The sequence below is a fragment of the Paenimyroides viscosum genome, assembly GCF_003858535.1.
GTDB classification, from domain to species: domain Bacteria; phylum Bacteroidota; class Bacteroidia; order Flavobacteriales; family Flavobacteriaceae; genus Flavobacterium; species Flavobacterium viscosum.
The window spans coordinates 1-22004 of the sequence record NZ_RQTJ01000042.1 but is presented as its reverse complement, the minus strand read 5'-3'; the positions used below and the strand labels follow the sequence as shown (position 1 = coordinate 22004).

The window sequence follows — 22004 nt, the reverse complement described above, 5'->3', positions numbered from 1 at the left end:
TTTATTTTTTACTTTTTTTCTAGGAACGTGGCTTTCGTTGTTCTGAAAGCGGTTGCAAATATACTACTCTTTATTCTGCTTTTCCAAATGATTTTTTAAAGTTTTTTAATCTTTTTTGTAAAGCACTGGCAAAGTTTGTTTTACCAAAATTATACAGCACTTCGACAGGCTCAGTGACCGGATCATAGAACAAAATTTGTAAATAAAAACGGGTTGCGTTAGGGATTGAGCGTTTGTTGAAGCACTTTTGTTGCTCTTATACAATATATGAGTGCAACAAAAAGCGACTCGCGAAAGCCCGACCCGAATGTGTACTTGAATTATCTGTTATTCACTATTGGATATTTACATCGGATTTTGTTTGGAAACGGAATTGAAGGGAAACGCCCAAATTACTCTACTTACCTATACCGTAATATTGAAAACCTATTTGTTGTATTTGGGTAGGGTTTAAAACATTACGTCCGTCGAATATAAAAGCGGGTTCTAACATTTGGTTTTTAATATCTGTATAACTGTACGTTTTAAATTCATCCCATTCGGTTAGAATCACTATGGCATGCGCGTTTCTAAAAATTGTTTCTGAAGAATTATATATGTGTACTTTTTCTTGTAACTGTTTTAAATCATCGCCTGTGATGCGCTCTAAATCGGTAAGAATTTGCTGTTTTGTAACTTTTGGATCGTAAATGTGTAATTCTGCTTGTTCTTCGATTAAATAATTAGCAACATCGATGGCTGCTGATTCACGAGAATCATTGGTATCTTTTTTAAATGACCAACCTAACATGACGATTTTTTTGCCTGACACGGTATTGAACATTTTTTGAACTACTTTTTGCGCAAATCGCTTTTTTTGGTAGTTGTTCATCAAAATCACTTGCTCCCAATAATCGGCAACTTCATTTAAACCAAACGATTTTGCTATGTAAACAAGGTTTAAAATATCTTTTTGAAAACAAGAGCCCCCAAAACCTACAGAGGCTTTTAAGAATTTTTCGCCTATACGGGTATCTTTTCCTATAGCGAATGCTACCTCATCTATATCTGCTTCTGTGGCTTCGCAAATTGCGGACATGGCATTTATTGACGAAATACGTTGCGCCAAAAATGCATTTGCGGTAAGTTTAGACAATTCACTCGACCATATATTTGTGGTGATGATTTTATCTTTATTTACCCAATTTTGGTAAATCTGCGATAGCTGATTGATTGCGTTTTTACCTTCGAGTGTATGATAATCGCCACCAATTAATACGCGGTCTGGGTTTAGTAAGTCTGAAATTGCCGTTCCTTCTGCCAAAAATTCTGGATTAGAAAGAATTTCGAACTTTACGTTATTTTGAGATTGTTTTAAAATGCTTTTTATGGTTGATGCGGTACGAACGGGTAACGTAGATTTTTCGACAACGATTTTATCTGTTGTTGAAACTCGGGCAATTTGTCGTGCACAAAGTTCGATATACTTTAAATCGGCTGCCATACCTTTGCCTATTCCATACGTTTTGGTTGGGGTATTTACCGAGATAAAAATCATTTGGGACTGATCTATGGCTTCATCTACATTTGTACTGAAAAATAAATTTACGTTTCGTGTTTTAGCAACAATTTCCGCTAAACCAGGTTCGTAAACCGGCAACAGATCTAAATCTTGAGCGTTCCAAGCATTGATTCTATCTTGATTAACATCTACAACAGTAACTTTTATATGTGGGTTTTTTAATGCAATGACCGCCATTGTTGGTCCACCAACATAGCCTGCACCAATACAACAAATTGATTTTATCATAAAAATATTTAATATCGCAACAAAAACGCTGCTTTAAAAATCAAAATTAAGAAATGATTTTTAATTTAATCATTACAAACTATCTTCTTTAAAAATAAAGGGCAACAAATTTTGAATGGATGGCGATTGAACAACTTCGCCTGATTTACCCATGAAATAAACTGGTATGTTACTTTTTTGTCTGTTTTCGTATTCTAACAATGATTGTCGACAGGCTCCACAAGGCGGAATTGGCTGTAATGTATCTTTTAATGTTGATGATGCCGAAATACAGATACACACAATTTCATCGTTAGGATAATTTGCACCTGCTGAAAAAACGGCAGTTCGTTCGGCACAAAGACCTGAAGGGTATGCTGCATTTTCTTGATTAGATCCTAAAACAACTGTTCCGCTTTTTAACAATACAGCTGCACCAACCTGAAAATTTGAATAAGGCGCGTAGGCTTTTGATCTGATTTCTATTGCTTGATTCATTAAATTTTGAATATTTACAGGTAAATCATCAATTGAATTAAAAGAATATAGCGTTGTATTTATATTGATTGTTTTCATGATCAGACAAAAAAGTCCAAACGTAAACGCTTGGACTGTACTATAAAATTATTAAAATTTAGTTTTTAAAATAATCTCTACCAAAATTAAAAGTTAAAGAAAAACGTAAAGTGTTTTCTAATGGATTTTGAACTTTACCGGTTGCCATTAAATAAGACACATCGATATTTACGATATTGTATTTAAAGCCTGCACCTAAAGTTGCAAATTTACGCGCACCTTTATCTTCTGCTTCGTTGAAATATCCTAAACGGAATGCAAATGAATTTTGATACCAATATTCTGCACCCAATGCCCAAGTAAACTCGCTCATTTCTTCGCTAAAACCTCCTGGTGCATCACCTAACGATTTAAACATACCTGAGAACCAACCTATATCGCGGTATTCTTGTCTTCTTAAATCTACACTATTAATTTCGTCTGTACCATTTACTTGACCGTCATTATCGTAATCAACAAATGTTGGCTGTAAATTAGATGGAACTAACAATTTGGTTGCTTCGCCATACACCGTAAGCGTATTGTAATTATCTAAAATAAAATCGTATCCTAAACCTAATCGTAAAGTGGTTGGTATGTTACTTGCTCGTTGTGGATCTCCTGTATAATTAACTTTAGGTCCCATGTTTTGAAAATTGAAACCTGCACGTAAGCGTCCTTCAGAATTACTCATTTGGATACGATCACTTTCGTAATAACCCGCTACATCAACCGCAAAAGTGCTTGCACTTGTTTCTGCATCACCACGTAATTTTAAATTAGAACTAATGTATCTACCAGCAACAGCTAAGCCAAAATTTTCTGAAAATTTAATGGTATAAGAAACATCAACCGAAAATTCGTTCGGCTTTTCTACACCTTGAAATTGACCTTGATTATCTGTTAAGTTAATTTCACCCAATGTAAAATAACGTAAACTTGCACCAACAGCGCTACGTTCGTTTACACGATTGTAATAACTTACCCCCATTAAAGAAATATCACTAGCAATTTTAGACATATATGGTGTATATGACACTGCAAAACCTTGTTGTTTTTCTGCAAAAGCATATTTTGCGGGGTTATAGAATTGTGAAAAAGCATCGGCTGAAGTTGCAACTCCCATATCTCCCAAGGCACCTGAACGTGCATCTGGTGAAATAGTTAAAAAAGAAACACCAGTTGTAATTGCAGGATTATAATACTCACTTTCTAAAGGAACTGAGACACGCTGTTGTGCAACCATTGAATTCGCTGCAAACAAACAAACAACTGCTATTGAAATTTTTCTCATGTATTTTTAATTATATTGAACAAATATAAAAATTAGTTTTTAATTAGTGTTGTTAAACTATTGAATCTACAAGATAACTAATTTTTCGATTTTCTCTGCCTGTTGACCAGAAATTGTTGATTTTACTTTTAAACGATAGATATATACACCTTTACCCATTTTATCGCCAAAATCATCACGACCATCCCATTTAATATCTTTTGATAAAATGCCATCTGAAACAATTGTTTGATTGATTGTTTTTACGATTTTACCAGATACTGTTAAAATTTGAACTTGTGCTTGTAATGTTTCGTTAGGACGATTGTGTTGGAACCAGAACTCGGTATAATCTACAAACGGATTTGGGTAATTTAACACTCTGTCTAAAACCAAGCCTGTTTCTGCAGCCACTACAAAGTCTAACGTTGCAGTTGCCAAATTATTGTACACATCCCATCCTTTAAATGTAATAGTATGTAAACCTTCTTTTAAATTAGTAAATGGATAGTTTACAAAACCTTTTGCAAAATTATTAGGTTCGGTTTCGTAAAACTCGTTCATTACTATTGGGTTGTTTTCGTCGCCATCTAAAATAGCTACCATATCGTGACCAATACCGCTGGCAGTATTCATCCCGTTTTCATCTTCTAAATGCGCTAAAAATAATGGTGAATTATTGGTAATTCCGCCCGAAATAAAAGTTTCGTCGTTCATGAACAATTTAATTTGCGGTGGTTTATTATCTTCGGCAGCATTCTCATTTACACCACCAATTTTAATGGTTGTATTTGCGCCTGTGTAATCATCTAAAACATTCGCTTCTTTTACTGCATAAAAACTAGCTTTACCCTCGCCTACCGCTATTTTAATGTCTTTTGGAACAACAAATTCAATTTCGAACACACCATTAGTTACCGATGCATTTCCACGAAAAACAGTTTCGCCTAATGTTGTAAAATTCATTGGCGCACCTATACCGTCGTTTACCAAAGTAGTTTTTTCTTGATTTTTATCGAACATTTGCACCGCAAGGTTTCCGTTAAAGTTTGCTATTATCTGCCCTGCTTCTGTTGCAACCTGTCCTTTTAACTTTACACGATCTAATGCACGTAAGCTCCCTGTGAAATTCTCAATTGGCTCTTCATTAACATGTGTAATAATAATATTTGGCTTTGGCATTGCCAGTTTTAATGCCGGATCGCCAATAAAAGCAATCATACCTTGTTCTCTAACATCGTCATTTTTCATATTCATTAACGCTTCTGCCATGGTAAGATCAGGTAAAGTGTTATCATAATCAAACAACCATTTAGCACCTACTTTTGTAGTTTCTTGAGCATTTGTAATACCAATTTTTCGGGTAGTTGCAAAAATACCTATTGCACCAGATTTTTCACGCAAATACAAATACTCACCACCCGATTTTTGTTTAGGATCGTCGAAACGCGTAAAATCACACGTCATGATAATAAACAATGGGTATTTATCTGTATTATTTAATTTTTCGATATCGGGAATTTCAAAATAGCGCTCGCCACCCAAGCCTGTTGCAGAACCATGCCCTAGATAACTTGCTACTAAGCTTCCGTTATTAATTCCGTTTAAAAAATCTTCTTTTGCTTTAGGATATCTTGGTCCACCAGCAACCACTTGCTGTTGATACGAATCGGCAATAATCTTTTTTACATTAAAATACGGTTTACTTGCGACTAACTCATCGGCCATTTCATTAAGTGCCTCTTGAAGTCCTACATCGCTACCGCTATCAACATCATCTGCAAGTGCCGTATACACATTTTTCCATCTACCCGCATTATCTTTACTTAAATATTGCTCTACCTTACTAATCATGGCGTTAGCTTCTTGGGCATTTGCAACAGGCATTCTACCAATTGCTACATCAATTCCACTATAATCTTGACTAGAAAAAAGTGCATTAGGCTCGTCTAACAATGCATAAAAATCATCTGTTGCAAAGGTACTCCAGTCGTTAAAGTTTTGACTAGAATTAAAAGATAGTGTATTTTGAAGATAATGAAATATTGGAACTATATTTGAGTCTGCATCGAAATAATTTGTAGAAGCATCACCCAATAAATTCACAAATTTCAACGTTTTATTGCCAGCAAAATACACATAACGTATAAAGTTACGAATAGCTACCACATCTTGCTGACCCGAAGAAAATTCGTTATAAATAATATCTAACGGAACAACTTTTACATTTAAATTACTTTTAGTTCTATGAAGATTTGCCAAACGATTTGCTGCCGAAACCAAATCGTTTCTTGTTATGATAATATAATCTACATCGCCATCGGCTAAAATAGTTCCTTTTAAATTTTGATTGCTAACTTTTGGGTTGGGCGCATCTGCAGGAAGGTAAAAATCGGTTTGATCAACTGCCACAAAATCTCTTAATTCACCCAAAGGCATTTTAAAATTTAACACATTCGCTGTATTAGGCTTAAAAACCGGATTGTATCGATCGGTAACATCCCAAACTTGCGATATACTTTGCGCATTTGTAATTTGAAAACTACCTACACCCACTTGCGAAACGGCATCGGCAAAATTAAATTTAAACTGTTTATTATATCCTGTTAAGTGTTTATAATAATCTATAGCAACAAAATCTACAAATCCGCGAGCAGAAGGTATTCCGTTATTATTAAATGCGATATTAAAGGTGCTAGTTTCGTTATTTAGGTTCATTTGGTGAGAAAAATACCCCTCATTAGCCAAAATACTACTTGCTTTTTGATTGATGGTTTTAGTACCTATTTGTTGATTATTTAATGCAATATTAAATATGGTTTGATTTTGCGATATAGCTGCTACATTTACACCAATTGTTGCCGGTTTAGATGAATTTAAAAACGGCGTTTGCAACACAATTTGTTTGTTAAAACTTTGACCAAAGTTTTCGCCTAAAGTTTTTCTACTTAACTGCACAATGTTTTCAATGTTTTTTTCATCGTATACACGAGCCAAATAGTCATTATAAGTAATTGTTGATGATCCGGCAGGCTCAATATAAGTTTGCATGCGTTTACCCGCAGTACCGCCATAGGTTATATAGTAAAAAGCATCGTTGCTGTATAAATTTAAGTGCGTTGCGTTTTCGGCACTCCAGCCTTTTGTTCCAACTGCATAAAAAAGTGCATAATCATTATCATTTAAAACACCATCTTGTTCACCTTGAAATTGAATAGCAACTTCAGGCAAATCAAAATGTAGGTTTTTACTATTTGCAAGAGGCAACATATCGCCACCGTAGCCGTACACTTTAATTGTTCTTGGATCAACATCATTAGGCACTCCTACTTTTGCTAAAAAGTTTCTATCTAAACGATAAACACCCGTTTCATTCACCTTGAATTTATACCAGCTTCCTTGAGCTAAAACTGAATTTTGAACAGTTAAATCAGCGTTGTTTGCTTGATTATTTTTAGATCCAAGAACTTCAAAAACCACACTAGTAACCTTACTAAAACCACTACCTGTTTTAATAATAGGATTAAACGTTACAATAGCAGATTGCACCCCTTTTGTAATGTATACCTGTACTTTAGGATCAATTTGTGAAGGAATATTTTTAGAATCAATGTCTTTATATTTAGAAATATCGATAGCTTGTAAATTTTGCGATACAACACGCACCTGATCACCTAGTGCATTTTTAATTGAAACATTAGCACGAATGATTTTTTCGCTAGAATTATATCTAAAATACTCATTTTGAAAACTAGGTACAAAGAAACTTTCTTCATTACTAATTGTAATAGTTTGCTCGGTCCATTGTAGCTGAACATCTTTAGTTTGGGCATTTACAGTACAAAAACCCAAAAAAGTTAAAACGGTTAACAGTTTTTTCATTTATATAGAAAATAAACATCTATTAATATTTGATAAAAATAATTAAAATAATTACATTTAGCAGTAAAACGTATACTAAGACTTTAATATTTTTCATTTTTTAAGTTTTTTTTAAATATTTTTAATTTTAATATTGTTAATCAAAAGCTAATTATTATATTGCAACGAAATTTATTACCTACTTTAACAATGAAGATTAATAAAATTATGACACTACAATTGATAGCTGTAATGGCAGCGTCAATTGGACTAACAAGTTGTGGAAACAGCAACGCTACATCGTCTTCAGCAACAGGCTGGAAAATAAACGACAAAAAAGGTGGTTTCCAATATAACACGTCATACGATGGCACTGAAGTTCCTTACGGAATGGTTGCCATTGAAGGGGGTACATTTACAATGGGACGCGTACAAGATGACGTTATGGGCGAATGGAACAACAGTGCAACACAGCAATATGTACAATCGTTTTTCATGGACGAAACCGAGGTTACTAACCTTATGTACACGGAATATCTGTCTTGGACTAAAGCTGTTTACCCACCTACTGAAGCTAGATACCGCCAGATATACTCTTCTGCGTTACCTGACACATTAGTATGGCGTAATCAATTAGGTTTCACTGAAACTTTAACGAACACATACTTACGTCATCCTGCGTACGCAAACTATCCTGTAGTTGGTGTATCATGGGTTCAGGCAAACGACTTCTCTAAATGGAGAACCGATCGTGTTAACGAATTAAATTTAGAGCGTGCAGGTTATATTGCCAAAGGCGCTAAAACAGATAAAGTATATGGCGAGCAGTCTTTCTCTACAGATACTTACTTAAATGCACCTAGTAAAGCATACGCTGGCAATGACAGTATTGTTTTTAAAGGTGTAAAAAACCGTGCTAAAGCAGGACAAAATGGTGTTTACGCAAAAATGGAATATGGTATTATTTCTGCGGAATTCCGTTTACCTACAGAAGCAGAATGGGAATATGCTGCTAGTGTAAGAAAATCAGACCGTGTATACAACAACCAACAAGGCAGAAACAAATACCCGTGGGGTTCTGATGATGTGCGTACAAACTCACGTAGATCAAAAGGAGATTACTTAGCAAACTTTAAACAAGGGCGCGGTGATTACGGTGGTATCGCAGGATGGTCTACAGACGCTGGTGAAATTACTACCTCTGTAAAATCATTCCCAGCAAACGATTGGGGATTATACGATATGGCTGGTAACGTAGCAGAATGGGTTGCAGACGTTTACCGTCCGGCAATTTCTTCTGAAGTGAACGATATGAACTATTTCCGTGGAAATGTTTACAACAAAAGTGTAATAGGACCAGACGGAACTGTACAAGTTGTAAGTACAAATATTGAATACGACACTTTACCAAACGGAAAATTACGCCCACGTGCTTTACCTGGTGAAGTACAAAAAGAAGGGGTTGGTTTAGAAGACACTTTCCAAAGAAGAAACTTCCAAGGTACTAACAGTATAGCTTATAATGATGGTGATGCTTTTGAAAGAGTTGGACAACAAAGTAAAATGTACAATTCGCCACAAGACCAAGCTGTTTATGATGCTGAAGGTAATTTAACATATACATTAGATGATGCAGCAAGAACAAGTTTAATTAACAACAATTCACGTGTTATTAAAGGTGGTTCTTGGAAAGACAGAGCTTATTGGTTAGATCCTGCAACACGTAGATTTATTGATCAATATTCGGCTTCAGATTTTGTTGGATTTAGAAATGCAATGACTAAAGTAGGTAACACTAAATCTAACAGCAAGAAAAAAGCTAGAGGATAATTAATACTCTTTATATACAAATAAAAAAAGGCTCTTAGTAAATTAAGAGCCTTTTTTATACTTATACATTTGTTAACTTGCAACAATTTTTGGTGTTTTATGTGGCTTGATATCTGATATATCGTAGTTTGCAAATGCTTTAAGATAAGATTTAATATCTGTACCGTAACCATCTACAAAAGACACACTACCGTTAGATCGTAAAAAATCTTGAACCGAACCTGCTCCGCCTAAATGAGCTGCAGCAATCATGCCTGATTCTGTAATTAAAATTCCACCAATAGTTTTACCAGCGTACTTTTGAATTTCTTTACGCAAAATCCATTTATTTTTTTGAACATAAGCTACAAAAGCTTTTTCTTGTAACTCTGGATTTTTTAAAAAATCATTACTATTCTTTAAACCTATAAATTTAAGAGTTCCTTTTCCAAATTGGTATTTACCCATATATCCATAAGAATTTACCGAATTATAATCTCCGTTAGATTCCCTAATAGCTAAAGCTTCTTTAAAATCAATAAAAGTTGAAGTAGTTTCTATAGAAAAATCAACTTTATTCAAGGTTTCATCTATATCTTTTAACGACGCTTCTGGTAACGGAACGCTGTAAGCTAAAGGTTTGGTTACTTTGTAATAATCATTAGTTAGTAAAGTTGTTTCAACTCCTTTAAATGCCATTGTAATTAAAACAACCGCGCTTATTGTTACAATAAAGTAAGAACATTTTTTTATCATTCTGTATCATTTCTCAAACACTGTCACTATTTGAATTCCGGAGGCAAAGATACAAATAAAATACTAAACAGTTGATTTACAGTATTTTTATAAGAAATTGTTAACAAATAGCCACAAAAAATAAGAGCTTGCAATTACTTACAAGCCCTTATTTTATAATATTTTATAAAAATTATTTAAGCAACTGATATTCAAAAACAGGGTTACCTCTTTCTCCAGCATCATTAGTTAATGCAAGGAATTTTAGTTTGAATAAGTTACCATCTACGTCTTTAACAATGTAAAAACGATCGTCTTTAATACTTGGTTGTGTAGATGGTCCTCCACCGTTTCTCCAAGTATCTCCAATAACTCTTTGATCTGTAGCTGATGTTGTAAATTTACCTTCTTCTACATTAGCTTTTGTAAAATTACTATATTCTGTAGCTAAATTTTCCGCAGTTGATTGTACCATATAAACTTTTATACCTGCGTGAACATTCGTTGTAATAAAATCGGCATAATAGTATGTAATTTGATCATCTCCATAAGGAAAGTAGTTAGTAAAACCCGTGAAAGATAAATCCCATTGTTTTTTAGCTGGTTGAATTGTAATTTCTTGACCAGAATTTAAGCTCAAAAAGGTAAAATTGAAATCTGCTTTTTTAGAAACCTTAACGGTTTTATGAGTAGTATCTGCCAAATCTGCATAATCAACAACATAATCGTTACCATCTCTTGTAATTCTAACTTTTTTCCAACCGCGTGCATTTCCATCTAAAGCTACAGATCCCGGACTTGGTGCAGTTGTACCCACTTCAAACCCCATATTTACTAAATACACATAATTATCATTAGCTGTTGCAGAAATCTCCGCTATTGCAGTACCAATTCCCGCGCCATTTCCTATTAAAATACCTGTTGGGTTATCTACATATCCCCAACTTGCCATAGTACTGTATCCTACAGCAACGGCATCGTCTTGAGTTTGAACGGCATCAATATTAGTTGTTTCTAATTTTTTAACAGCCATTTTAATTGATCCATTGATTATAACTCTAAAATCTGATCCTGTAGAAAAACCTAAATCCCAAGTATCTCTTTTAACACCTGTTTGTGAATTTGCACTTAAATCAACAAATACCTGATTTGGTTGATTTGGCCCACCTACTTTAGCGGCTACTGTACCGCCATCAACCGGTTTTACGATTATTGGTTCATTTGGTGTATTGTTATCATCTGAACAAGATGCAAAAACAAACGAAGCTAAGGCTAAAATGAAAATTGATTTTTTCATATCTAAAAATATATATATTAATTAAAATTTAAATTATATGTTAACTTTACAAAATAACTGCGCCCATAAGCTAAAAGTATGTTTACATCTACTGTATGACCACCACCTTCGTTTAATCGGGTTCTATTTACATCTCCAACATTAAAAAGGTTTCTAGCACCTACAGTAGTTTCGAATTTATTGTTCCAAAAACCTTTACGAATTGAAAAGTCTAGCCAACTGTAAGATCCCATTTCAGAAACTAGATATTCATTACTACCAATTACCCACTGAGGTGTTTTACCAGTAAATTTATAATATGCTGCAAAAGTTGTATTCCATTTAGGAACAAAGTATGATAAATTACTATTTAAACTATAGGCAAATAAAAATTCATCTGATGTTTTAAATTTAGCATTATCTATAACTTGCGAAATCCAAGTAAAAGATCCATTTAAATTAAAGTTCCAATTATCAAACTTGTATTGATTGGTTGTAGAAATATTAATACTTTTATACTTACTAACATTTATATATTGATACATAGGTGTAGCGCCCATATCTCCAATGTATGCGTCAGTTATACGATCATCAATATCATTCATACTAAACATTATATGATTTGACAATAGTGAAGTTTTAAAGTTTGTTATTTTTTTAATACTCGCTTCAAAAGATGTACTTGTTTCTGGAACTAAATTTTCATTCCCAACAAAATAGTGTCCGTCAAAAATGTTACGAAAATAAAGTTCTTGAAAATCTGGTGTTCTGTAAGATCTTCCTAATGCTGCACGAGCTTCAAAACCATTATTCAATAAATATCTTCCTCCTAAAGAGTATGAATATTGATTATCGAACATTGATTGAAATGAGTAACGAATACCTGGGCGCACTGAAAAACGATCGTTTACATTAATTTCAGATACTGCAAAAAAGTCATAATTACTTATTGTTTCGTTTACATCTTTCTTTTTGTTCAGTTCCGCATCAACAACAGAAAACCCTTTATTGCTCACAATTTCGTATCCTAATTGCAGGTTACAAATTTTGTTATTAAAAAAGTTGCTAAATGTTCCGGTAGAATAAAGTACTTCCATAGCTTGGTCTCTTATTCTATTATTAAGGCTTTCTATATCGTTTGTTATATTGTACCGAAAAGTTTCTTCTTCTCTTTTTTGCATTTGATAGGATGCGGAAATATTGAAGTTAACCTGATTGAAAATTTTACCTGAAGCATTTAAGTGATTGTACACTCTGTTAGTAAAATAACGTTCATCTTCACTATACTTATAAGCTCCCAATGTTTCGTTATAACCTGATTGAACTGTAGGGTGAAAGTATTGAGTTTCTTTAGTTAAGTATTCAAATTTATAGAATAAACGTAGATTATCTTTTCTATAACTTATTAAAGCGTTTGCTTGTATTTGTTCAGAAGGATTCCATTTATAACCACGCTTTGAATCGTTTAAATCATGAAACTGACCTAATTGATCACCTAAATAGCCTTTAAAATCAATTCTATTAACTCCAAATGTTGCAAACAAATTTTCATTAATATTGTTATTTATTTTTATATTTTGGATATGTTTTCCTTCTTTAAAAAAACTAAATTCATTACCAGCGGTTTCTTCTTGAGATGTTACCTGTACTTCCCATTTGTTATCAGAAGATTTTTTTGTAATAATATTTAATATCCCACTTACAGCATTTGCGCCGTGAGTTACACCCATTGCGCCTTCGATAATTTCTATCTGTTCAACATCATTTAAACTAATTTGACTTATATCTGTATTATTTCCTAATCCGTTTTCGTTAACGATAGGTACATTATCTATTAAAATCTTAAAATACGCCGAACCTAAGCCAAACATTGATACTGTTGATCTACCAGAACTTCCACTAGGTGTTACAGTTATATTTATATATTGATTTAAAACATCGTTTAAAGTAACAGCTCCTAAATTTTGAATATCTTCTTTTGAAATTACACGAACGTTATTTATTGCTTTCTTCAAAGATTGCGGTTCAATCTGTGATGTAATTACTAATTCTTCTAAATGAGTATCATCAACCATTACATTTAATGAATCAATTTGTGCATTTACACTGCAGCAATTCATCAAGCAAAAAGGAAATACTAAAGACTTAATTTTCATTATTTTTATTTATTCTAAATTAAATAACAGTGCAAATGTATTCAGTTATTTTTATTTATTCTAAATAAACATTGATTTTTAAAAAAAACTTTTACTTTTGCAATACAAAATCTTTATCAATCCTTGTATAAACCTTATTTATGAAAAAAATTTTAACCGTACTTACGTTAGCTTTAGTTGTTGCTAGTTGTAATAAGAAAGAAAATACGAATGCTACTACTGATGGAACTTTAACCGAAACAACGGTTATTAAAACAGATAGAATTATTTCTTTAAACGGATCTATTACCGAAACACTAGCGGCTTTAAACGAAGCAGAAAATATTGTTGGTAAAGATGTAACTTCTACTTTTCCTGCAGATTTAAAGGCTAAAGATTTAGGTCATGTACGCTCTATTACAGCAGAAAGTATCTTAGCTTTACAACCTAGTGTTGTTATTGGGACATCAAAAGATATTAATCCAAATTTAAACGATCAGTTAAAAAAAGCGAACATTTCTTTAATAATGATTGATCAAGAATATAGTGTAGAGGGAACTAAAAACTTAATTACCAGCATTGCTACTAAACTTAAAAAAGATAATTATCAGCCTTTATTAGATAATATTTCAACAAAAATAGCAACCGTTAAACCATTTGATAAAAAAACAAAAATTCTATTCATTTATGCTCGTGGCGCAGGGAACTTAATGGTTGCAGGCACGGGAACTCCTTTACACAGCATGATTGAATTAGCTGGTGCAGAAAACGCAGCTGCCGCTTTAACAGATTTTAAGCCTTTAACTCCAGAAGCTTTATTAACAACAAACCCAGACGTTATTTTAATGTTCGAAAAAGGCTTACAAAGTATAGGTGGTATTGATGGTTTATTAAAAATAGAAGGCATAAGCACTACAAACGCAGGTAAAAATAAAAAAGTTGTTACTATGGACGGACAATTTTTATCAGGTTTTGGTCCGCGTTTAGGTGATGCTGTTGTAGAATTACATAACAAAATTAAATAATGAAGAAAAAAATAGCTGTTTACAAAGTTTCATTCTTTATAATATTACTTGTTGCTTTAATAACGGCATTATACTTAGGTGCTTATGATTTCAACCATTCGGTTTTTGAAATTGTAAGAACCTATTTTAAAACACAAACCCATACTGCCGATTCTTTTGTTTTAATAGAATTGCGTATCCCACGTATTTTAATGGCTATATTAACAGGTGCAGCATTATCGATCTGTGGTACAAGTTTGCAAGGCTTGTTTAAAAACCCGTTGGCATCTCCCGATTTAATTGGTATTACCTCTGGTGCTGTATTGTTTGCTGCTTTAACCATTGTTTTTGGTTCATCAGTTATGCACTTACTGCCGCCCTTTTTACGATACATTTTATTAAGCATTATGGCATTTATTGGCGCACTGTTAACTATGTGGTTTGTCTACAAAATGGCAACATCAAACGGTAAAACACACATCTTAATTTTGTTGTTATCGGGCGTGGCAATTACTGCCTTAACTGGTGCCGTTACCGGATTTTTAACCTATATATCAACCGAAGAAGAATTGCGTAACATCACTTTTTGGTCGTTAGGTAGCTTAGCCGGATCAAACTGGTGGAAAGTATGCTTAGTCTTTATTGTGGTAGCATTAGGAAGCATTCGTTTACTAACAAAAGGTAAAATACTAAATGCTTTAATGTTAGGTGAAAAAGAAGCCGCACATTTAGGGTTCGATATAGAAAAAACAAAACGGGAAATTATTATAATTGCTTCATTAATGGTTGGTTGCGTTGTAGCATTTAACGGAACTATAGGTTTTGTTGGCTTAGTTGTACCGTACATTTTAAGGTTTGTTTTTAACTCTAATTACAACATTTTACTACCTTTATCAATGATATTAGGAGCGGTTGTTTTGTTAATTGCCGATACCATTAGTAGAACAATAGTAATTCCTGCAGAGCTACCTATTGGTATCTTAACCGCAATTATGGGTGCGCCTGTTTTTATTTCGATTTTAATTAATTATAAAAGAAAATTAAAATGATACAAATTCATGATTTAAACTTTAAGGTTAAAGATCGATTTCTTTTGCAAAACATTAATATAGAAATAAACAAAGGCGAACTAATTGCAATTGTTGGACCTAATGGTGCAGGTAAATCTACTTTTTTAAGTTGTTTGGCAAATGAAATTGCCTATACAACCAAACATTTTTCCTTTAAAGATAAAGATGTTAAAAGTTATAAGAAAAATGAAATCCCTTTGCATCGTGCCAAATTTTCTCAGCATCAATCAAACGAAATCAATCTAAGAAATCAAGAAATCGTTTTAATGGGTCGCTATCCTTATTTTAAAACCGAAGCCGATTTAAGTGATTTGGAGATTGTAGAAAAGTGGATGACAAAAACAGTAACCAGCCATTTAACAGATCGTGAATACGAACAATTATCGGGTGGTGAAAAACAACGCTTACATTTAGCCCGCGTTTTTGCTCAACTTGAAAACAATATTGAAAACAAGTTACTTTTGTTAGATGAACCTTTAAATAATCTTGATGTTGCACATCAGTTTAAAACGCTTCATTTAATTAAAAACTTTACACAAAATAACAATACGGCTTTAGTTGTTTTACACGATTTAAATATTGCATCGCAATTTGCCGATCGCTTAATTTTAATGAACCAAAGTTGCATTGAAATGTTCGATGAACCTAAAAATGTTCTAACCCAAGAACGTATATCTCGTGTATACAAATATCCGTGTATCATTACACCTCATCCCGAAAATCAACAACCAATTATATTATTTGGATAAAATTAAACAACATGAATACAATTGTAAATTTAAAAACACAATGGGAAGCACTTAAACAAGAGCAACCACATTTAAGAATACGCAATGCAGCAGAAAAATTAGGTGTAAGCGAAATGGAATTATTGGTTACAAATATTGGCAACAGTGTAACACGTTTACGCCCTGATTTTAAAGATCTTTTACCCGAAATAGAATTATTAGGTAAAGTTATGGGCTTAACACGAAACGAAGAATGTGTGCATGAACGTAAAGGTATTTATGCAAATGCCGATTTTTCTAACCCACATGCAGGCTTATTTGTTAATGAAGATATTGATATTCGAATATTTTTATCGCATTGGAAAAAAGTATTTGCTGTGATTGAAGAAAATGCTCGTGGAATATCTAGAAGTATTCAGTTTTTTGGGAAAGATGGCGAAGCCATTCATAAAATATTTTTAACTGCCGATAGTTCTATTGATGCTTACGAAGGTTTGGTTGAAAAATACAAAAGTGAAGATCAGCTACCAATGGAGACAACCGAAGCTTACGAATTAAATTTAGATGAAAAACCAGACAGCGAAATTGATACCGAAGGTTTTAAACAAGCTTGGTTAGATTTAAAAGATACGCACGACTTTTTTATGATGTTGCGTAAATTTGGAGTAAGTAGAACACAAGCTTTACGTTTAGCACCTTCGGATTTTCATGCAAAACAAATTTCTAAAGACGCTATTGTTACTATGTTAGAAGAAGTTGCAAAAGATAAAACCCCAATCATGGTTTTTGTTGGCAACAAAGGAAACATACAAATTCATACAGGTCGTGTACGCAAAACTATGTGGCACCAAGAATGGTATAACATTATGGATCCCGATTTTAACCTACATTTAGACATGAGTAAAATTGCTCAAACCTGGATTGTACGCAAACCAACCGAAGACGGTGTAGTTACTGCAATTGAAGTTTTTAACGAAATGGGCGATATTATTGTTCAGTTCTTTGGAAAACGCAAACCGGGAATTCCTGAATTAGACATTTGGAGAGAAACAGTTGAGAAGTTAAATTAATAAAAAAGTGAGGTTGATAAACAGCCTCACTTTTTTTATTTAAAACTATATTTATCGTGTATTAAAACAAACGGTAACCAAATTTTACACGTAATACAGGTGCTATGCTTCCGTAAGTTGTATCAAAATCGTACATATAACCCAAACCAACGTTAGTATTGAATGTAAATTTAGTACCTAAGCTGCGTTGTAATCCCCAGTGTATATCGGTAAGAAGTACTTTATTTAAAGCCAAACTGTTATTATTACCAAAACTATATTTTGTTTGTAAGCCTACGTAATTCCCGGCATTGTTGGCATTGTTTTTCTCTTTTACTTCGCGTTTTTCACGATTATATATCCACCTTAATTCTGTAGAAATAGCCGGAACAGGATCTAATAGATAAAAGGAATATGTACTTCCGCCACTATCTGTATTCATACCCACACCTAAAGCTGCAGCACTTTCTAAAAGAAAGCTTTTTCCTAAGGGAAGTTCGTAAGAAAACTCGGCACCTTGTAAACCTAAACTTACTTTTCCAACTTTTTCTAATGTAGATTGTGCAAAACATGTAGTTGCATTTGCTAATAAAAATGCAACTAACAAATATTTTTTCATTGTGTTTTTATTTTTTATTGAGTTGACAAAGGTAGTTTTTTTTAAAATAGAACACAAAAACACTAATAAGTATTGCTAAAAAGGGTTGTTATAAAGCAACCTTTTTTTATTTTATATTATTCTTTGTTAACCAAGTTGTATACTTATCTCGGTTTGCAGAGTGTTCTTCAATAGTGCTTGCAAATTCATGATAACCCATGCGCTCTACGCTGGCGCAAAAATAAATATAATTGTGCTTTTCTGCATTAAGTACAGCGTCAATCGAGCTTTCATCGGGCATTGCAATTAAACCATTAGGCACACCTTTATATTTATAGGTATTAAATGGATGGTCTAAAACCAAATCTTTTAAATAAACGCGTTTAATAACTTGTTCAAAATCATTAGTTAAAGCTTTTTTTGCATAAACCACCGTTGGATCTGCCTGTAAAAGCATATCTCTGTTCAATCTGTTTAAATAGGCACCCGCAACTTTTGGGCGTTCATTTACTTTTGCTGTTTCTTTTTGAACAATTGCAGCCAACGAAGAAACTTCAACCAGAGATAAATTTAAAGCTTTTGCTTTCGCTTTTCGTTCATCGTTCCAAAAACGTTCATAACTTTTCTGTAGTGTATTACGTATTTTTAAAGGTGAACTGTTCCAATAAACCTCATAAGTATTTGGCATACAAAGTGCCAAAACATTATCTTTAGTCATACCCATTTCCTGCAAAAATTTAGGCTCTGTGAATGACTGGTACAAATCGGCAATATCTGGTTCTACTTGCGAAGAAATACGCTCCAATAGTTTTTGTAACGTTTCCTGATTATTAAAAGTTAATTTAACAGGCACATTCCGGCGCAATGCTTTTATAATTCTGTAATTACTATATCCGTTTTCAATAAGATAACGCCCGGGCTCAACCGTTGCCGATTCGCCTAATTTAGAAAATAACCCTTCTAATGATTCATAATTTTTTACATATTTCTTTAACGAATCTTGAACTTGGGCATGGTTAGCATCAGATGGAACTAAAACATATACACTTTTATCAGAAAAATTGGTGTTTGCCGTAAATGCCTTGCGATAAAGGCTGTAACCAAATATTAATGCTATAAGAATACCAGCGATGGAAACATAGCTTACTAATTTATTAATTTTCATTTAAAGGATTTATTAATTGAAACAGTGATTCATCGACATATACAGAACCTATTTTGTTCCAATGTTTTTTGACACCTACTTTTTGAAATCCAAAATTAGAAAAAAGCTTGATACTAGCACTATTTGTTTCGGCAACATTAACATATATTTGATGAACGTTTAAAACCTGAAACGCATAACCCAAAAGCAATTTTACCGATTCACTGCCAAAACCCTTATTTCTTTCTGTTGGATTTTTTACGACAATGCCCAAACCTACCCTGCTGTTTTTAGGATCGAAGTCGTACAGATCAATTAATCCAATTAAATTTTCTGTTGCTTTTTCTACAATTGATAATCGTAACTGCTTAGCTTCGTAAATATCTTGGTGACTGTTTTCTAAGTAATTTTTCAACAACCATTTTGAATAAGGCGTTTGTGTATTGCTGACTTCCCACAGTGTTTCATCATTTTCAATTTCGTACAAAAACGATAAATCTTCGGGTTCTAAAGCGCGTAAATAAACTTGGTTTCCTTTTAAAAACATATTTAGTCAATAAAAATTTCTCCTTTAAAAACCTGTTTAGCCGCTCCGGTTAGCATTACGTTGTAGTATTTTTCTTCGTTTTGATCGAAAGAAACCTGCACATCACCACCTTCAACCTGAATAGTTATATTGTTTGCAGCCGTTTTACCTAAATTGTTCATAGCAATTGCAACTGCAGTTGCACCGGTTCCGCAAGACAATGTTTCATCTTCCACTCCACGCTCGTAGGTTCTAATCTTAAAAAAATCAGTATTCAACTGTTCAACAAAATTTACATTGGTTCCGCCAGGTTTGTATTGGTCGCTATAACGGATGTTTTTTCCGTTTTCAAAAACATTAAAATTCTTAATATCATTTACCATTGTAACATGATGTGGCGATCCAGTAAACAGAAACGAAAAATCGGTTTCTTTTTTTATGGTATCTTTTATAACATCAATCATTTGTAACGCCACAATTCCGTTTTCATTAATGGTTGCATGATGCAAACCGTCGATCGCATTAAAAGTAGTATCCTTTGAAAAAATATTAAGAAAATGAGCAAACGAAACAATGCAACGTCCGCCATTGCCACACATGGTACTTTCGTTACCATCGGCATTATAATAGACCATTTTAAAATCGGCTGTCGCATCATTTTCCAATAAAATCAATCCGTCACCTCCAACTCCAAACCTACGGTTGCATAAATAACTTATCAATTTTACATTGGTTTTAGGAAAGAAATTAGTTCTGTTGTCAATCATCACAAAATCGTTTCCTGTGCCTTGATATTTATAAAAAGTTAAATTTTTCATAGCACAAATATACAATTATTAAAGCTTCGTTAAGTTGTGTTAACAAGCGTTAAACTGTTTTTTTATTATTTAAACATATTTTAATTTTAATGTTAAATAAACCAACATTATATACATACATGAAAAATATAGGAACAATTTTAACAGCATCTTTAATAAGTGGTGCCGTAACATTAGGATCGTACAAACTATTTTTTGACGATAATTCTCTTTTAAAAACATCAAACACCTTAACAACAAGTGCACCATTAAGAAATGTTGCAAATACTGCTTTTGATGTACCCGATTTTAAATTGGCTGCCGAAAAAACAATACACGCTGTGGTACACGTTAAAAATGTATCGTTTAGAAACGCTCCGCGAAACCCCATAATGGAATATTTTTACGGTTACCAAGGTGGCGACAAAACCTATGCGCAAGTTGGTACAGGTTCAGGAGTAATTATTTCTGAAGACGGCTACATTGTAACCAACAACCACGTAATACAAAATGCCAGTGAATTGGAAATAACTTTGAACGACAACCGTACTTTTAAAGCAAAGTTGATTGGTACCGATTCTAAAATGGATATTGCTTTATTAAAGATCGATACCAACGAAAAATTACCTTTTACGGTTTTTGCAGATTCTGATGCCATTAATGTGGGCGATTGGGTGTTGGCGGTAGGAAATCCGTACAATTTAACATCAACCGTTACAGCCGGAATTGTATCAGCCAAAGCACGAAACTTATCAGAAAACGGAATTCAATCATTTATTCAGACCGATGCTGCAGTAAATCCAGGAAATTCAGGCGGTGCGTTGGTTAACGGAAACGGCGAGTTAATCGGTATTAATACCATGATTTCATCGGCGACAGGTTCGTATGTGGGCTATTCATTTGCCATTCCGTCTAATATGACGCGTAAAATTGTAAATGATTTAATGGAATACGGCAAAGTACAACAGGGAATTTTAGGTGTTCAGGGTTACGAAATTAACAGTCAGGTTGCTGCCGAAAACAAGCTGAATTTTAAACAAGGATTTTATGTTGAAAGCGTTACAAAAAATTCGGGAGCCGAACTTGCAGGTATTCAAAAAGGCGATATTATTTATAAAATAGATAACAAGGGAATTAATTCGTTTTTAGATTTAAACAGTATAATTGCCACCAAACGTCCGAATGATGAAGTAAAGGTTTCTTTAAAACGAAAAAATGAAGATAAAGAACTTTTGGTGAAATTAAGTAAAAAAGAACTTGCCCAAATACAGTTCAACGGTTTTGAAATTGAAAATTTATCGGCAGCAGACCAAAAAGCGTTAGGTATAAATTACGGTGTAAAAATCAATGGAATTTCTAACGAACGTTATAAACCTTACGAAAGCGAACTAAAAAACGCCATTATACTGGCGGTTAACGGATCTAAAATTCAGGATACCGAACATGCCAACGAAATTTTATCAAAACTAAACAACCAACAGCTTCGCATTGATTTAATTACACCAAAAGGCGAACGTTTAAGAATGATTTTATAAAATTTAGTTCTTTCTAGTCATAATACCAAAAATCGTCTTTAATTACAAAGACGATTTTTGGTATATTAATAAACACGGTTTTAACCCATAGTGCATTATTAAACGAGATTAATTTTTAGGTTGTTAATATTTCTGTCGAAT

The 22004-nt window shown here is 33.3% G+C and carries 17 protein-coding genes; 6 read left to right on the top strand and 11 right to left on the bottom strand.

All coding sequences use genetic code 11. The features are described 5' to 3' along the window. Positions 1-397 precede the first annotated feature (397 nt). The 4 genes from EG242_RS13505 to porU form a co-directional block, all read right to left on the bottom strand. Positions 398-1789, bottom strand: a complete 1392-nt coding sequence (locus EG242_RS13505; RefSeq protein ID WP_124900391.1) for a nucleotide sugar dehydrogenase — start codon at positions 1787-1789, stop codon at positions 398-400. Between the two features lie 72 nt (positions 1790-1861). After that, positions 1862-2344 carry a cytidine deaminase gene (cdd, locus tag EG242_RS13500; protein WP_124900390.1) on the bottom strand — a complete coding sequence of 161 codons (483 nt, stop codon included), beginning with the start codon at positions 2342-2344 and terminating at the stop codon, positions 1862-1864. Positions 2345-2402: 58 nt separating this feature from the next. Further along, positions 2403-3617 (bottom strand): type IX secretion system outer membrane channel protein PorV, encoded by a 1215-nt coding sequence (porV, locus tag EG242_RS13495; protein WP_124900389.1) that lies wholly within the window; start codon positions 3615-3617, stop codon positions 2403-2405. 66 nt (positions 3618-3683) lie between these two features. Then, positions 3684-7478, bottom strand: a complete 3795-nt coding sequence (porU, locus tag EG242_RS13490; RefSeq protein ID WP_124900388.1) for a type IX secretion system sortase PorU — start codon at positions 7476-7478, stop codon at positions 3684-3686. A gap of 189 nt (positions 7479-7667) precedes the next feature. On the opposite strand from porU, the gene gldJ reads away from it, so the two are divergent. Next, the gene (gldJ, locus tag EG242_RS13485) at positions 7668-9287 is read left to right on the top strand and encodes a gliding motility lipoprotein GldJ (RefSeq protein ID WP_124900387.1); all 1620 of its coding nucleotides are present in this window, start codon (positions 7668-7670) and stop codon (positions 9285-9287) included. A gap of 72 nt (positions 9288-9359) precedes the next feature. On the opposite strand, the gene EG242_RS13480 is transcribed toward gldJ, so the two are convergent. The 3 genes from EG242_RS13480 to EG242_RS13470 form a co-directional block, all read right to left on the bottom strand. Continuing rightward, a complete protein-coding gene (locus EG242_RS13480) occupies positions 9360-10022 on the bottom strand; it encodes a lysozyme family protein (RefSeq protein WP_124900386.1) in 663 nt (220 codons plus the stop codon). A 172-nt stretch (positions 10023-10194) separates the two neighbouring features. Beyond that, positions 10195-11298 (bottom strand): HmuY family protein, encoded by a 1104-nt coding sequence (locus EG242_RS13475; RefSeq protein ID WP_124900385.1) that lies wholly within the window; start codon positions 11296-11298, stop codon positions 10195-10197. Positions 11299-11315: 17 nt separating this feature from the next. Beyond that, positions 11316-13433: a TonB-dependent receptor plug domain-containing protein gene (locus EG242_RS13470; RefSeq protein ID WP_124900384.1), complete on the bottom strand. Its 2118-nt coding sequence runs from the start codon at positions 13431-13433 to the stop codon at positions 11316-11318. Between the two features lie 140 nt (positions 13434-13573). Between EG242_RS13470 and EG242_RS13465 the strand changes: the two genes are divergently transcribed. Genes EG242_RS13465 through EG242_RS13450 form a run of 4 tightly spaced genes read left to right on the top strand, consistent with a single transcriptional unit; the run spans position 13574 to position 17284 of the window. Continuing rightward, positions 13574-14437, top strand: coding sequence for a heme/hemin ABC transporter substrate-binding protein (locus EG242_RS13465; RefSeq protein WP_124900383.1), 864 nt, complete (start codon positions 13574-13576; stop codon positions 14435-14437). Continuing rightward, positions 14437-15465 (top strand): FecCD family ABC transporter permease, encoded by a 1029-nt coding sequence (locus tag EG242_RS13460; protein WP_124900382.1) that lies wholly within the window; start codon positions 14437-14439, stop codon positions 15463-15465. Before EG242_RS13465 ends, EG242_RS13460 begins: the two co-directional genes overlap by 1 nt. Continuing rightward, on the top strand, positions 15462-16235 hold the full coding sequence (locus EG242_RS13455; RefSeq protein WP_124900381.1) for a heme ABC transporter ATP-binding protein: 774 nt from the start codon (positions 15462-15464) through the stop codon (positions 16233-16235). The genes EG242_RS13460 and EG242_RS13455 overlap by 4 nt, the downstream gene beginning before the upstream one ends. A gap of 11 nt (positions 16236-16246) precedes the next feature. Next, complete coding sequence (locus EG242_RS13450) at positions 16247-17284, top strand: hemin-degrading factor (protein WP_124900380.1); 1038 nt, start codon at positions 16247-16249, stop codon at positions 17282-17284. Positions 17285-17345: 61 nt separating this feature from the next. On the opposite strand, the gene EG242_RS13445 is transcribed toward EG242_RS13450, so the two are convergent. The 4 genes from EG242_RS13445 to dapF all read right to left on the bottom strand — a co-directional run bounded on the left by EG242_RS13445 (position 17346) and on the right by dapF (position 20349). Then, a complete protein-coding gene (locus EG242_RS13445) occupies positions 17346-17882 on the bottom strand; it encodes a hypothetical protein (RefSeq protein ID WP_124900379.1) in 537 nt (178 codons plus the stop codon). Between the two features lie 106 nt (positions 17883-17988). Next, positions 17989-19026 carry an endolytic transglycosylase MltG gene (gene mltG, locus EG242_RS13440; protein WP_124900378.1) on the bottom strand — a complete coding sequence of 346 codons (1038 nt, stop codon included), beginning with the start codon at positions 19024-19026 and terminating at the stop codon, positions 17989-17991. Further along, a complete protein-coding gene (locus EG242_RS13435) occupies positions 19016-19552 on the bottom strand; it encodes a GNAT family N-acetyltransferase (RefSeq protein ID WP_124900377.1) in 537 nt (178 codons plus the stop codon). The genes mltG and EG242_RS13435 overlap by 11 nt, the downstream gene beginning before the upstream one ends. A 2-nt stretch (positions 19553-19554) precedes the next feature. Further along, positions 19555-20349 carry a diaminopimelate epimerase gene (dapF, locus tag EG242_RS13430; RefSeq protein ID WP_124900376.1) on the bottom strand — a complete coding sequence of 265 codons (795 nt, stop codon included), beginning with the start codon at positions 20347-20349 and terminating at the stop codon, positions 19555-19557. Positions 20350-20468: 119 nt separating this feature from the next. On the opposite strand from dapF, the gene EG242_RS13425 reads away from it, so the two are divergent. After that, on the top strand, positions 20469-21863 hold the full coding sequence (locus tag EG242_RS13425) for a trypsin-like peptidase domain-containing protein (RefSeq protein WP_124900375.1): 1395 nt from the start codon (positions 20469-20471) through the stop codon (positions 21861-21863). Positions 21864-22004 lie beyond the last annotated feature (141 nt).

What these genes read in the sequence shown, in the direction of transcription:
- EG242_RS13435 (WP_124900377.1), bottom strand. Translation starts at nt 19,552, where the DNA reads ATGTTTTTAAAAGGAAACCAAGTTTATTTACGCGCTTTAGAACCCGAA.
- porU (WP_124900388.1), bottom strand. Translation starts at nt 7,478, where the DNA reads ATGAAAAAACTGTTAACCGTTTTAACTTTTTTGGGTTTTTGTACTGTA.
- EG242_RS13445 (WP_124900379.1), bottom strand. Translation starts at nt 17,882, where the DNA reads ATGAAAAAATATTTGTTAGTTGCATTTTTATTAGCAAATGCAACTACA.
- EG242_RS13455 (WP_124900381.1), top strand. Translation starts at nt 15,462, where the DNA reads ATGATACAAATTCATGATTTAAACTTTAAGGTTAAAGATCGATTTCTT.
- mltG (WP_124900378.1), bottom strand. Translation starts at nt 19,026, where the DNA reads ATGAAAATTAATAAATTAGTAAGCTATGTTTCCATCGCTGGTATTCTT.
- EG242_RS13465 (WP_124900383.1), top strand. Translation starts at nt 13,574, where the DNA reads ATGAAAAAAATTTTAACCGTACTTACGTTAGCTTTAGTTGTTGCTAGT.
- EG242_RS13460 (WP_124900382.1), top strand. Translation starts at nt 14,437, where the DNA reads ATGAAGAAAAAAATAGCTGTTTACAAAGTTTCATTCTTTATAATATTA.
- porV (WP_124900389.1), bottom strand. Translation starts at nt 3,617, where the DNA reads ATGAGAAAAATTTCAATAGCAGTTGTTTGTTTGTTTGCAGCGAATTCA.
- gldJ (WP_124900387.1), top strand. Translation starts at nt 7,668, where the DNA reads ATGAAGATTAATAAAATTATGACACTACAATTGATAGCTGTAATGGCA.
- EG242_RS13425 (WP_124900375.1), top strand. Translation starts at nt 20,469, where the DNA reads ATGAAAAATATAGGAACAATTTTAACAGCATCTTTAATAAGTGGTGCC.
- EG242_RS13470 (WP_124900384.1), bottom strand. Translation starts at nt 13,433, where the DNA reads ATGAAAATTAAGTCTTTAGTATTTCCTTTTTGCTTGATGAATTGCTGC.
- EG242_RS13450 (WP_124900380.1), top strand. Translation starts at nt 16,247, where the DNA reads ATGAATACAATTGTAAATTTAAAAACACAATGGGAAGCACTTAAACAA.
- cdd (WP_124900390.1), bottom strand. Translation starts at nt 2,344, where the DNA reads ATGAAAACAATCAATATAAATACAACGCTATATTCTTTTAATTCAATT.
- EG242_RS13480 (WP_124900386.1), bottom strand. Translation starts at nt 10,022, where the DNA reads ATGATAAAAAAATGTTCTTACTTTATTGTAACAATAAGCGCGGTTGTT.
- dapF (WP_124900376.1), bottom strand. Translation starts at nt 20,349, where the DNA reads ATGAAAAATTTAACTTTTTATAAATATCAAGGCACAGGAAACGATTTT.
- EG242_RS13475 (WP_124900385.1), bottom strand. Translation starts at nt 11,298, where the DNA reads ATGAAAAAATCAATTTTCATTTTAGCCTTAGCTTCGTTTGTTTTTGCA.
- EG242_RS13505 (WP_124900391.1), bottom strand. Translation starts at nt 1,789, where the DNA reads ATGATAAAATCAATTTGTTGTATTGGTGCAGGCTATGTTGGTGGACCA.